The sequence below is a fragment of the Microbulbifer mixtoriginis (SeqCode) genome (assembly GCF_052466865.1).
This window is the reverse complement of record NZ_CP174293.1, coordinates 1,773,521-1,785,558: the sequence shown is the minus strand read 5'-3', so window position 1 is coordinate 1,785,558 and position 12,038 is coordinate 1,773,521. Positions and strand designations below refer to the sequence as shown.

The 12,038-nt window shown below is 56.3% G+C and carries 12 protein-coding genes; 1 reads left to right on the top strand and 11 read right to left on the bottom strand.

Annotation, left to right across the window (positions count from 1 at the left end; translation table 11 throughout):
- Nucleotides 1-2: 2 nt before the first annotated feature.
- The 9 genes from ACJJJA_RS08175 to trpB all read right to left on the bottom strand — a co-directional run bounded on the left by ACJJJA_RS08175 (nt 3) and on the right by trpB (nt 9,911).
- Complete coding sequence (locus tag ACJJJA_RS08175) at nt 3-914, bottom strand: AAA family ATPase (protein ID WP_444885921.1); 912 nt, start codon at nt 912-914, stop codon at nt 3-5.
- 179 nt (nt 915-1,093) lie between these two features.
- Nucleotides 1,094-2,275, bottom strand: coding sequence for an O-succinylhomoserine sulfhydrylase (locus tag ACJJJA_RS08170; RefSeq protein ID WP_444885602.1), 1,182 nt, complete (start codon nt 2,273-2,275; stop codon nt 1,094-1,096).
- Nucleotides 2,276-2,377: 102 nt separating this feature from the next.
- Nucleotides 2,378-3,865 carry an amidophosphoribosyltransferase gene (gene purF, locus ACJJJA_RS08165; RefSeq protein WP_444885603.1) on the bottom strand — a complete coding sequence of 496 codons (1,488 nt, stop codon included), beginning with the start codon at nt 3,863-3,865 and terminating at the stop codon, nt 2,378-2,380.
- A gap of 42 nt (nt 3,866-3,907) precedes the next feature.
- Entirely contained in the window at nt 3,908-4,402 is a 495-nt protein-coding gene (locus tag ACJJJA_RS08160; RefSeq protein WP_252085170.1) for a CvpA family protein, read from the bottom strand.
- A 373-nt stretch (nt 4,403-4,775) separates the two neighbouring features.
- On the bottom strand, nt 4,776-5,435 hold the full coding sequence (locus ACJJJA_RS08155; protein ID WP_444904283.1) for an SPOR domain-containing protein: 660 nt from the start codon (nt 5,433-5,435) through the stop codon (nt 4,776-4,778).
- The gene (gene folC, locus ACJJJA_RS08150; protein WP_444904282.1) at nt 5,416-6,687 is read right to left on the bottom strand and encodes a bifunctional tetrahydrofolate synthase/dihydrofolate synthase; all 1,272 of its coding nucleotides are present in this window, start codon (nt 6,685-6,687) and stop codon (nt 5,416-5,418) included. The genes ACJJJA_RS08155 and folC overlap by 20 nt, the downstream gene beginning before the upstream one ends.
- An 83-nt stretch (nt 6,688-6,770) precedes the next feature.
- Nucleotides 6,771-7,625, bottom strand: a complete 855-nt coding sequence (accD, locus tag ACJJJA_RS08145) for an acetyl-CoA carboxylase, carboxyltransferase subunit beta (protein WP_252085167.1) — start codon at nt 7,623-7,625, stop codon at nt 6,771-6,773.
- Between the two features lie 160 nt (nt 7,626-7,785).
- Nucleotides 7,786-8,595 (bottom strand): tryptophan synthase subunit alpha, encoded by an 810-nt coding sequence (gene trpA, locus ACJJJA_RS08140; protein WP_252085166.1) that lies wholly within the window; start codon nt 8,593-8,595, stop codon nt 7,786-7,788.
- 92 nt (nt 8,596-8,687) lie between these two features.
- Nucleotides 8,688-9,911 (bottom strand): tryptophan synthase subunit beta, encoded by a 1,224-nt coding sequence (gene trpB, locus ACJJJA_RS08135; protein ID WP_252085165.1) that lies wholly within the window; start codon nt 9,909-9,911, stop codon nt 8,688-8,690.
- 231 nt (nt 9,912-10,142) lie between these two features.
- Here trpB and ACJJJA_RS08130 point away from each other — a divergent pair, with 231 nt between their 5' ends.
- The gene (locus ACJJJA_RS08130) at nt 10,143-10,346 is read left to right on the top strand and encodes a hypothetical protein (protein ID WP_444904281.1); all 204 of its coding nucleotides are present in this window, start codon (nt 10,143-10,145) and stop codon (nt 10,344-10,346) included.
- 18 nt (nt 10,347-10,364) lie between these two features.
- Here the strand turns inward: ACJJJA_RS08130 and ACJJJA_RS08125 are convergent, their stop codons facing one another.
- Nucleotides 10,365-10,976 (bottom strand): phosphoribosylanthranilate isomerase, encoded by a 612-nt coding sequence (locus ACJJJA_RS08125; RefSeq protein WP_444904280.1) that lies wholly within the window; start codon nt 10,974-10,976, stop codon nt 10,365-10,367.
- A gap of 138 nt (nt 10,977-11,114) precedes the next feature.
- Nucleotides 11,115-12,008 carry a tRNA pseudouridine(38-40) synthase TruA gene (truA, locus tag ACJJJA_RS08120; protein ID WP_444904279.1) on the bottom strand — a complete coding sequence of 298 codons (894 nt, stop codon included), beginning with the start codon at nt 12,006-12,008 and terminating at the stop codon, nt 11,115-11,117.
- Nucleotides 12,009-12,038: the final 30 nt, after the last annotated feature.

The window sequence follows — 12,038 nt, the reverse complement described above, 5'->3', positions numbered from 1 at the left end:
GTTTAGGCCGCGATAATATCCACCTGGCGCATAAGGCGCTCTACCAGCTGATCGCCATTGCCGCCATCACTCTGCAAACGGTGCCCAGCCACCGAGGGCAGCACCGCCTGGATATCTTCCGGCAGGACATGGCCGCGATTATGAATCAGCGCCCAGGCCTTGGCAGCACGCAGCAGCGCCAGTGCCCCTCGGGGCGATAAACCCACCGCACAATCTGGGCTCTGGCGGGTATGCAGCACCAAACGCTCTAAATAATCGAGCAGACTGTCAGAAGCCTTCACCTGCCCCACCAGACTTTGCATTTTTTTCAGAGTAGCGAGGTCGATACGCGGCTTTAGCTTGGCCAGCTGTTGGCGGGGATCAGCGCCTAAATACAGGGCCCGCTCAGCTTCGCGGTTGGGGTAACCGAGGCTGATGCGCATCAGGAATCGGTCCAGTTGTGACTCCGGCAGGGCAAAAGTACCGGACTGCTGCAGTGGGTTCTGGGTGGCAATCACAAAGAAAGGCTGTGGCAACGCGCGGGTTTCGCCGTCGACACTAACCTGGCGCTCCTCCATTGCCTCAAGCAAAGCACTCTGAGTTTTAGGAGAGGAACGATTGATCTCATCGGCCAGCAGTAGCTGGCTGAAAACCGGCCCCTCATGAAAATGAAACTGCCCGGATTCCCGCTCAAAAATTGATACACCGAGAATATCCGCCGGCAGCATGTCGCTGGTAAATTGCACGCGTTTATAGGAGAGACCGAACACCTGCGCCAGAGCATGGGCCAGGGTGGTCTTGCCCATACCTGGCAGGTCTTCAATCAACAGGTGACCTTTTGACAAAAGGCAGGCCAAGGCCAACTTCACCTGACGCTCTTTTCCCAGTAAAACACTGCCAATATCGGAAACGATGGCGGAAACTATTTTTTGCACGGCAAATCCATTACTGCTCATTTTTTTCTCAGGCCAAGGAGCGGCCCGGTGTAAGCACCCGCCAACGCTGAAGGGCGAGTACTATGGTGCCAAACTCGCAAAAAAGCGAATTTGGCACCCGCTATTAATCATAGGAAGACAGGGAGTGCCCTGGTTTAAGCAAAGGCCCTGCAAAGCGCCTACAACAAAGACAGCCCCCGCATCAGATCGCGCTTCAGGTCTTCTGCATTCTCCAATCCGACGGAAATACGAATCAGGTTTTCGGTGATGCCCGCGCGAGCCTTGTCCTCATCACTGAGACGCCCGTGGGTGGTAGTGGCCGGGTGTACGATAGTGCTCTTGGCATCGCCGAGGTTAGCGGTGCAAGACAGGATTTTACAGTTGTCGATCACCTTCCAGGCTTCCTCGCGACCACCGCGCACGGAAAAGCTCAACACCGCACCAAAGGCATCCTGTTGTTCGCGGGCCAAGCGGTGCTGGGGGTGTTTGGGCAGGCCGGTGTAGTTGACCTTTTCCACCATCTCCTGTTCATCAAGCCACCAGGCCAAGTCCAGGGCGTTGGTGCAGTGGGCCTGCATACGCAGCTTGAGCGTTTCCAAGCCCTTGAGGAAAACCCAGGCGTTAAACGGGCTCATACTGGGGCCGGCAGTGCGCAGGAATACCACCAGCTCATCCATAACCTCTTTGCGTCCCACGGCGACACCGCCCAGGGCGCGCCCCTGGCCATCGAGGAATTTGGTTGCGGAGTGCACCACGATATCGGCGCCAAGCGCCAGTGGGCGCTGCAGGGCCGGAGTACAGAAACAGTTATCCACCACCAATAGAGCGCCGGCGCTGTGGGCCACCTCCGCCAGCGCGCGGATATCCGCCACTTCACACAGGGGGTTGGACGGGGTTTCCATAAACAGCAGCTTGGTGGAGCCATCCACCGCCTGCTTCCAGGCATCCATATCGGTGAGATCCACATAGCTCACACGCACGCCGAATTTTTCCATATAGCGGCCAAACAGCGCGGTGGTGGTACCAAACACACTGCGGGAGCAAATCACCCGGTCGCCACTTTTCAGCAGTGCCATACAAATACTGAGGATCGCGGCCATACCACTGGCCGTGGCTACCGCAGCCTCGCCACCTTCAAGCGCGGCAATGCGCTGCTCGAACATACGAACAGTGGGGTTGGTGTAGCGAGAGTAAACGTTGCCGACACTCTCGCCGGTAAAGCGCGCAGCGGCTTCTGCAGCAGAGGGGAATACGTAACTGGAGGTGAGATAGAGGGCTTCGGAGTGCTCGCCCTCTTCCGAGCGGACCTGCCCGGCGCGAACGGCCAGAGTTTCCAGAGCGTAACCGTCGTCTTCAAACATATACCGCTTCCTAGTCAGTATTTTTTGGAAGCGGTCATATTAACCGAAACAGTCGTGCATGGCGCCCTCTTCTGCCGTGAACAGAGCGCCGCCGGAGATAACTTACAGAGTGCTGGTGTCGGCCTTCTTGTGCTTGGCCTCGTCGTTGCGCGCCGCGTGAAGGCTATCGAGGTAATCTTCGTCCACATCGCCGGTAATATAGTTACCGTCGAAAACGGAGCAGTCGAACTGATCGATTTTCTGCTTACCTCCGCTGGAACTTACGACCAGGTCTTCCAAGTCTTGGTAAATCAACCAGTCTGCACCAATCTCTTCACAGATCTCTTCAGTCGTGCGGTCGTGCGCAACCAGCTCACTGGCAGACGGCATATCAATACCATACACGTTGGGGTACTTCACAGCTGGCGCCGCACTGGCGAAATAGACTTTCGCGGCACCCGCATCGCGAGCCATCTGAATGATCTGCTTACAAGTGGTACCGCGCACAATAGAGTCATCCACTAACAGCACATTCTTACCGCGGAATTCCAGCTCGATGGCATTCAGCTTTTGGCGCACCGATTTCTTACGCTGTTTCTGCCCAGGCATGATAAAGGTACGGCCAATATAGCGGTTCTTCACCATCCCTTCACGGAATTTCACCCCCAGCCGGTGTGCCACAGTCTGGCCGGCGGTGCGGGCGGAATCGGGAATGGGGATCACTACGTCGATATCGTGGTCGGGGCGCAGGCGCAGAATCTTATCTGCCAGGTGCTCACCCTGACGCAAACGCGCCTTGTGTACGGAAACGCCATCCATAATGGAATCCGGGCGGGCGAAGTACACATGTTCAAAAATGCAGGGGGTCAGGGTCGGGTTTTCCGCGCACTGCTCAGAGTGCACAGTACCGTCCAGCTCGATATACAGCGCTTCACCAGGGGCCACATCACGCACCAGGGTGTAACCCAGTACATCCAGGGCAACAGACTCAGAGGCCACCATATACTCGGTGCCTTTCTCGGTCTCACGCTTGCCGTAAACCAGTGGGCGAATACCGTTGGGATCGCGGAAGGCGACGATACCGTAACCCACAATCAGGGCCACACAGGCATAGGCGCCGCGCACACGCTTGTGCACACCACGCATGGCGGTAAAGATATCTTCAGCCTTAGGCTGCAGCTTATGTAACTTATGCAGCTCATGGGCGAATACATTGAGCAGCACTTCGGAATCGGAATCCGTATTAATGTGGCGCAGATCCTGCTGGAAGATCTCTTCAACCACATCCCGCACATTGGTGAGATTGCCATTGTGTGCCATGGCAATGCCATAGGGAGAGTTCACATAGAAAGGCTGCGCCAGGGCGGGACCGGAACTGCCCGCAGTGGGGTAGCGCACATGGCCGATACCAAAGTTACCTTTCAGGCGCTCCATATGCCGCGCGCGGAACACATCGCGCACCAGACCGTTGGCTTTTTGCTGGTTCAGGCGATCATCGTCACAGGTCACGATGCCCGCAGCATCCTGCCCCCTGTGCTGCAACAGAGTGAGCCCATCATAGAGCTGCAGATTGACATCACTCTTACCGACGATACCGACGATACCACACATATATTTGACCCTATTGATCGAAAAAGCGGCGCTAGCGCCCGATTAAAATAACTCTACGAAATAGTCCTTCACAGACTTGGCCAGCTCCCGCGCACTGCCCTCAAATTCGAGGAAATGGGGAATTAACACCGACTCACTCCACCAACTATCCTGCTCCACCGGCACCAGTGCCGGAGCCAGAATCAGCAGTGCCATCACCACAATGGCCCCACGCGCCAGACCAAACACCATGCCCAGTACCCTGTCGGTACCCGATAAGCCAGTGGCCTCAACAAAAGCGGAGAGCATCATATTCAAAAGCGCCCCAGCCAGGAGCGTTCCGAAGAACAGAATGGCGAAGGCGGCAATCGCCTGGAGGGATGGGGTGTCGACAAGGTTTGAAAGCAGTGGCGCCAGCTGTTCGCGAAACATCATCGCGACCACAAAAGCGGCAATCCAGGTGAGCAGTGACAGGGTTTCGCGCACGAAACCTCGACTAAGGCCGATAAGTGTGGAGATACCCACAATAGCCAGAATGGTCCAGTCAGCCCAATTCATTCAACCCTACCTGCGTGGCGGCTGCTGCCGCGAAGAGCGCGCATTCTAACTTAAGGGACTAAGCGCGTGAAGCCGTAGACGAATCGATTGGAATTTCCTTTCCAAACTGCAAAACTCCGTAGATTAATCACCTTACGGCAGTGGATTTATGCCAAAAAAAGCGCAGATGAATTGCCCTTTAGGCGTACCTCTGCGTGAGGATAGCCACGGGGCAAACAGGCGATATACCAGACCAAGAAGTGAAAGAAGCCCAGCCAATATCCTAGCCATCCGCGAAATACTGGCACAAGCTGGATAGGTTGCCGCTACTTTGGTGACCAGACCGGCCCAGCCTTTTTAGCAAAGTGCCAGCCCGCCGCAAGCCACAGAAACCTCAAGCTTTGAAGCGAAGCACCAGGGTTTGCGCCTGCAGTAGTGCGTCCAGCTCCCGCTTAATAGTCTGTGCGTCGGCTTTATTCACTTTCGGCCCTACAAAGACCCGCACAAAGCGCCCCTTATCCGTTTCCACAGCACGGGTGTACGCGCGATACCCCTCATCCATCAAGCGCATGCGCAGCTGCTGTGCACGGGAATCATCTTTGTAGGAGGCCACCTGAACCACCCAGGCCATCGGTTGCCCCTGATCATCAACCAATGGCGATGCCGCCTGTTTGGCAGTATCAACCTCCACTGATGAAGTCGAATCATTTGTATCTTTTCCCTTCCCCGGCTGTGTATCGGCGGCAGCAAATTTTGCCGCACCCTCTGCGGGGTTAGAGAACTTCTCGGGTACTTCCGGCTGAAAAATTCCCCCAGCCGCCGGTGCTGGCGCCACACCGGCAACAGGCTCCGGCTGAGCAATCTCAATAGGGCTGATATCCGGCTCTGCCGGGATCTGGCTTACCTCGCTGATATGCCCCTTTGACTCCCGGTCCAGTAGACTTGGCAGGAAAATCACGGCGAGCGCAATCAGCACCAGCGCACCGACAATACGCTGTTTAAAGCCGTCGTTCAGCCGCCCTCTGCGGGAGGCCTTATCCTCGCAATTCTCCATTACCCTCGTCTCGCATCTGCTGCAGAACTTCCGCCACAGTAAAGAAGGATCCATATACAAGCAACCTATCCTGTGGATTGAGGGTTGGCAGCAGTTGCCGCAACCCTTCAGCCACTGTTGGACAGCGACGATCCACATTCGTCTCATCTACCCCAGCTTCTAGCAGGCCGGTGCAGAGTGCCTCACCCTCTGTGGCACGACCATTTTCCGGCAGCAAGGCCGGGTGCCAGCGATCTACCAACTTGCGCAGAGGAGCGAATAGACCGACGAGATCTTTATCTTCCATCGCCGCAACCAAGGCGTGGGTCTTCCCCTCCACCGGATTGGCCTTCAACCAAGTAGCCAAGTGTTCAGCCGCCGCCGGATTATGCCCCACATCCAACAGCAGATTTCGCTCACGCCAGTAGACTTGCTGGCAGCGCCCAGGCAGGGCTATTTGGGCCAAGGCTACCTCTATTCCCTCCTGGGGTAGCGCATCCAGAAGCGTCAGCGCGGTAAGCGCAGCAGCAATACTGGGGCGCGGCAAAGTGATATCCGGTAATGACAGAACCAAATCGCCAAAGTGATAAATCTCACTCTCACCACTTGAGGAGATATTAAAGTCCTGGCCGATAAAATAACTGGAACTGGCCTGCTTTTCTGACGCAGACAGCACAGATTGGGGTGGAGAGCTATCTGCACAGACAAAAGGAGCCCCGGGACGCAGGATGCCCGCTTTCTCGCGGCCGATGACTTCCCGATCGCTACCAAGCCAATCCTCGTGATCTACTGCCACGCTGGTAATAACCGCCAAGTCGGCATCCACCAAGTTGACCGCATCCAACCGACCACCGAGACCGACTTCTAGCAAAGCATATTGCACCCCCGCGCGCTGGTATAACCACAGTGCAGCCAGGGTAGTGAACTCAAAATAGGTAAGGCTGGTCGCCCCGCGAGCAGCCTCCACCGCGACAAAGGACTCCACCAACTGCTGATCCGATACCTCCTCGCCATTGATGCGTATCCGCTCATTGAAACGCAATAGGTGTGGAGAACTGTAAGCGCCGACGGAGTAGCCGGCGCGGCACAAGAGTGCCTCCATTGTCGCTACGCAGGAGCCCTTGCCATTGGTTCCAGCCACGGTAATCACCGTAGGGGCGGGTTTTTGTACCCCCAGGGCAGCTGCAACCGAAGAGACACGCTCGAGACCGAGTTCGATTTCAGAGGGGTGCAGCCGCTCCAGGCGGGTGAGCCAATCTTGTAGTGAGGACATAATTGGATAGATCGCTGGTGGGAGGCAGCAGCCAGACGTTCTTACCGACTGCTCTTAAGGACCTCCGGGGAATTGGGAAATAATTAATTACCGCTCAGTTTACCCAATAAGCGCGAGACGGTGGTACGCATATCCTTGCGTGGAATAATCATATCGATGGCGCCATGCTCCAGTAGGAATTCACTGCGCTGGAAGCCCTTGGGCAACTTCTGGCGGATGGTCTGCTCGATAATATTGGGGCCGGCAAATCCGGCACGCGCACCTGGCTCGGCCGCATTGATATCGCCCAGCAGGGCCAAAGAGGCTGAAACGCCGCCGTACACTGGATCGGTCATAATGGAGATATAGGGTACTCCCGCCATCTTCATTTTTTCCAATACCGCCGAGGTCTTGGCCATCTGCATCAAAGAGATCAGGGCCTCCTGCATACGCGCCCCACCGGTGGCAGAAAAGCACACCAGCGGAATACGCTGTTCCAAAGCGCGTTGGGCCGCGCGGGTAAAGCGTTCACCCACCACATAGCCCATGGAACCGCCGTGGAAAGCAAATTCGAAGGCCACCGCTACCAAGGGCTCTCCATTCAGGGTGCCTTGCATGGCGATCAGTGCATCTTTTTCGCCAGTGGATTTTTGTGCTTGCAAAAGACGGTCTTTGTACTTTTTGACGTCTTTAAACTTCAGGCGATCCACTGGCAACACATCGGTAGCCAGCTCTTCGCGTCCATCTTCATCGAGGAATATATCCAGGCGACGGCGGGCGCCGATGCGCAAATGGTGGTCGCACTTGGGGCACACATCCAGGTTGCGCTCCAGCTCCGGGCGGTAAAGCATGGCGTCACATTTGACACACTTCTTCCATACCCCCTCTGGGACCTTGCTGCTGCCGGCACGTCGCTCGGTGCGAATTACCGCGGGAACAATTTTTTCTAACCAGCTCATCTCGTTTCCAAATCCGGATGCTTTCTGTAGGCCGGTGCATTTTACCGACCGGTGAGTTTCAGGCTACGAATTAAAACACTAAGCTGAACATCAAACTGAGCCAGATCAGCCGCTATTTTTGGTGATCTGGCCAGTTTTTCGCTTAAACTTGGGTGAAAGCCTAGCGGTCCAGCGCCTGGCGCATCTCGCTGACGATTTCCCCCAGCCTCGCCTTGGCTGCGACTAGGTCCGCAGCTTCATCCACCGCAGACACCAGTACACTGCCTACTACCGCCCCATCGCCATGGGCACTGACTGAGCGCGCCGAGCTGCCATCTTTGATACCGAAACCCACACACAATGGCAGATCGGTGAAACGGCGAATATGTTCGAGGTTATCGCGCACAGAATCCAGGTCCAAATGGCCAGCACCTGTGACCCCTTTCAGGGAGACGTAATACACAAAACCGCTGGCCAGGCCGGTAATCTCGCGAATACGCTCCTCAGTGGTAGTGGGCGTCAGCAAGAAGATATTGCGCAAATTGCGATCGGCCAATAGCTTGTTGAGCGGACCCGACTCTTCCGCAGGTAAATCCACCGTAAGGGCACCATCAACACCGGCCTCAAGCGCCGCATCGGCAAACTCGCGCTCGCCCATACGCTGGATCGGATTGGCATATCCCATCAGGATAACCGGGGTTTCCGCATCCACCTGGCGGAACTCTTTCACCAACGCCAGGCACTTGCGCAGCGAGGCGCCATTGGCCAGGGCGCGTTCATGCCCCTTTTGGATTACCGGCCCCTCAGCCATGGGGTCGGAGAAAGGCACACCCAACTCAATAATATCCGCCCCATTGGCCACCAGCTGGTGCATCAACGGCACGGTATTATCCAGGCCGCCATCGCCGGCGACGATATAAGTTACCAGGGCCTTGCGGCCCTCACCGCGCAGTCTCGCAAAGCGGCGATCAATTCTATTTTGTTCTGTCACTGTGTATTCCCTGAGCTACTTCTGGCCTAGTGCCAGCTCACTTGGTCACGATTATTTCGATACGCCCACCCGGGCAGGTGGGCAGAACGCCGCTAAACCTCAATGCCATCGATAGCGGCAACGGTGAAAATATCTTTGTCCCCCCGGCCGGAGAGGTTCACCACGATATTTTGCTCAGGCGCCATTTCAGCTGCGAGCTTCATCGCATAGGCGACCGCGTGGCTGGACTCCAACGCCGGCAGAATACCCTCGGTGCGGGTTAGGCGGCGGAAGGCATCAAGCGCTTCTTTATCATCGGCGGTAACATACTCCACACGGCCGATATCTTTGAGCCAGGCGTGCTCGGGGCCAACACCGGGGTAATCGAGGCCCGCAGAAACGGAGTGGGTTTCGATAATCTGGCCGTCCTCATCTTCCATCAGGTAAGTGCGGTTGCCGTGCAGAACACCGGGAATACCATCGTTGAGTGGCGCCGCGTGCTTACCTGAGGCCAGGCCTTCACCCCCAGCTTCAACGCCAAACATCTTCACCTCTGAATCATTGAGGAAAGGGTGGAACAGACCAATCGCATTGGAACCACCGCCGACACAGGCCACCAGGGCGTCGGGCAACTGACCAAAGCGCTCCAGACTCTGACGGCGCGCTTCGCGACCGATAATAGAATTGAAATCCCGCACCAATTGCGGATAGGGATGAGGGCCAGCCACTGTACCAATAATGTAAAAAGTATTATCGACATTCGTTACCCAGTCACGCATGGCCTCATTCATGGCGTCTTTGAGGGTCTTGGAACCGGACTCCACCGGTACGACTTCGGCACCCAACAACTTCATGCGGTAGACATTGGGGGACTGGCGTTTGACGTCTTCAGCGCCCATATAAACGGTGCACTGCAACCCCAAACGCGCGGCTACGGTAGCGGTGGCCACACCGTGCTGGCCTGCGCCGGTTTCGGCAATAACACGACTCTTACCACTGTGCTTTGCCAGCAACGCCTGGCCCACGGTGTTATTTACTTTGTGTGCACCGGTGTGATTGAGATCTTCGCGCTTAAGCCAGATTCGCGCACCGCCCGCCTGCTCAGTCAGTCGCTCAGCAAGATACAGCGGCGATGGCCTGCCTACGTAGTGCGCCAGATCGTGATCAAAGGCAGCGACAAAATCCGGATCATCTTTCAGGCGGCTATACATTGCCTGAAGCTCATCCAGTGCGCTGATCAGCGTCTCCGATACAAAGCGACCGCCGTAGGGACCAAAATGTCCGCTCGCATCCGGGAAGGTGGAAAAATCGATAGCACCTGGCTTACTCACACTCATACTCCGTGGGTCACGTGGTTTTAAACTATTTGCCTATTTATTAATGCTTGAATAGTTCCTCCTGAACTATTCAAGCATCGCCAGAAAATACTGGCGCAGATGCGTGGATCTGCTGGTATTTACTGGCTCGCGCCGGCACTGCCGGCGGCGGCACTTCCCTGTGCCGCTTTCATCCTATGTAGCGATAGTTCCTCCTGAACTATTCAAACACCGCCAGAAATACTGTCGCAGATGCGTGGATCTACTGGTATTTACTGGCTCGCGCCGGCATTGCCGGCGGCGGCACTTCCCTATGCCGCTTTTATCTTATGTAGAGATAGCCCTTCCAGAGCTATTCAAGCATTGCCAGAAAATACCGGCGCAGATGCGTGGATCTGCTGGTATTTACTGGCTCGCGCCGACATTGCCGGCAGCGACACATTCTTGTGGCGCTAAAATATTCTGTCTCGCCAGCTAGTTGTTCTTAGCTGCACGAATAAAAGCACTCACTTTTTGCCGATCCTTGATACCCGGCGCCTGCTCTACGCCGCCGCTGACATCCACGCCCAGAGGCCGCGCTGCCGATATTGCTGCAGCAACATTATCCGCTGTCAGTCCACCGGCAAGCACTATGGACCGGCCGCTTTCCTGAGGAACCCTATCCCAGTCAAAAGTCTCACCGGTGCCACCGGGAACACCAGGGCGATAGGCATCCAGTAAAAACCCGCGCGCCTTGGGGTGCTCCTGCATTGCTGCGACAACATCCAAGCCCTCCTTCATACGCAGGGCCTTGATATAGGGCCGGCGAAACTGTTCGCAGTAACGGGCAGCTTCCTCACCGTGAAATTGCAATAAATTAAGAGGAACCAACCCCAAAGTCTGGTCCACTTCACTCTGGGCAGCATCCACAAACAGGCCGGTCAGGGTAACAAAAGGAGAAACCGCCTCGGCAATCATTGCCGCAACCTGCGGATCGATATAGCGGGGACTCGCCTTGTAGAAAACCAATCCCAGTGCATCCGCACCGGCATCAATCGCCATCAGGGCATCTTCTACACGGGTGATGCCGCAAATTTTCACTTGCATCGCTTAACCTGGAGCCAGCCGAGCGGCCAACAAAAATGAGGGAACGCTGGATACTAGCAGATTGACACCGGGGGCGAAACGCGTGCTATTCAAGTGGCGTAGCAGCCTCACGGCTGCAAGGGAAGCAAAAGCTAGCTTTTAAGGCTGTGCAAGCGAGCCGAGCGCCAGAGGCACCAGCAGAGGACCCGGATCACAGTTAGGCAACTGAAACTCCTTCGGGTATTGCACATCCACCAGATACAAACCAAATGGTGGCGCGGTAACTCCACCCGCGGAGCGGTCGCGCCTCTCCAGCACTTCTCCCACCCAACTCGGGCTGCGCTCCCCCCGGCCCACCGCCATCAGCACACCGGTAATATTGCGCACCATGTGATGCAAGAACGCATTGGCGCTCACTTCCAGCACGATCAGCTGGCCAACACGGGCAATATCCAAGCGGGTAATTTCCCGCACAGGGCTTTTGGCCTGACACTGGGAAGCGCGGAAACTGGTGAAATCCTGGCGGCCAATCAAGTGCTTCGCCCCCTCGCGCATGGCATCCAGATCCAGTGGATGCTGGGTCCAGGTCACCTCTGACGAACTGTGCGCTGAGCGCGTCGGGGCACTGTGAATCAAATAGCGATAAGTCCGCGCATGGGCGGAAAAACGCGCATGAAATTGCGCCGGCATCTCACGAACCCAGCGTACACGCACAGAATCCGGTAACTTGGTATTCACCCCTTGAACCCAGGCCCGCTCCGGGCGCTGGGCATGGGTATCGAAGTGAATCACCTGATTGGTGGCATGCACGCCGGCATCAGTGCGCCCAGCACAGACCAGGGTGACCGGCTCTGCCGCTATATTTGACAGGGCACGCTCCAGGTGGGCCTGCACAGTTTCCGCCGCCGACTTCTGCTTCTGAAAGCCGTGTAACCGCGCACCGCAGTACTCAATGCCCAGCGCAATACGACGCAACCCCTCGGGCAGTTGCTCGCCAGGGGGAACTTCGCCATTGGCCTTGTAAATATATTCGCGTTCAATTGCCTGCGTCATAACGGCAAAATTACTCTATTGATGCCACCT

Bases quoted from the DNA above. Each gene is read 5' to 3' on its own strand.
- ACJJJA_RS08170 (WP_444885602.1), bottom strand. From the start codon at position 2,275: ATGTTTGAAGACGACGGTTACGCTCTGGAAACTCTGGCCGTTCGCGCC.
- purF (WP_444885603.1), bottom strand. From the start codon at position 3,865: ATGTGTGGTATCGTCGGTATCGTCGGTAAGAGTGATGTCAATCTGCAG.
- ACJJJA_RS08160 (WP_252085170.1), bottom strand. From the start codon at position 4,402: ATGAATTGGGCTGACTGGACCATTCTGGCTATTGTGGGTATCTCCACA.
- ACJJJA_RS08155 (WP_444904283.1), bottom strand. From the start codon at position 5,435: ATGGAGAATTGCGAGGATAAGGCCTCCCGCAGAGGGCGGCTGAACGAC.
- folC (WP_444904282.1), bottom strand. From the start codon at position 6,687: ATGTCCTCACTACAAGATTGGCTCACCCGCCTGGAGCGGCTGCACCCC.
- accD (WP_252085167.1), bottom strand. From the start codon at position 7,625: ATGAGCTGGTTAGAAAAAATTGTTCCCGCGGTAATTCGCACCGAGCGA.
- trpB (WP_252085165.1), bottom strand. From the start codon at position 9,911: ATGAGTGTGAGTAAGCCAGGTGCTATCGATTTTTCCACCTTCCCGGAT.
- ACJJJA_RS08130 (WP_444904281.1), top strand. From the start codon at position 10,143: ATGCGTGGATCTACTGGTATTTACTGGCTCGCGCCGGCATTGCCGGCG.
- ACJJJA_RS08125 (WP_444904280.1), bottom strand. From the start codon at position 10,976: ATGCAAGTGAAAATTTGCGGCATCACCCGTGTAGAAGATGCCCTGATG.
- truA (WP_444904279.1), bottom strand. From the start codon at position 12,008: ATGACGCAGGCAATTGAACGCGAATATATTTACAAGGCCAATGGCGAA.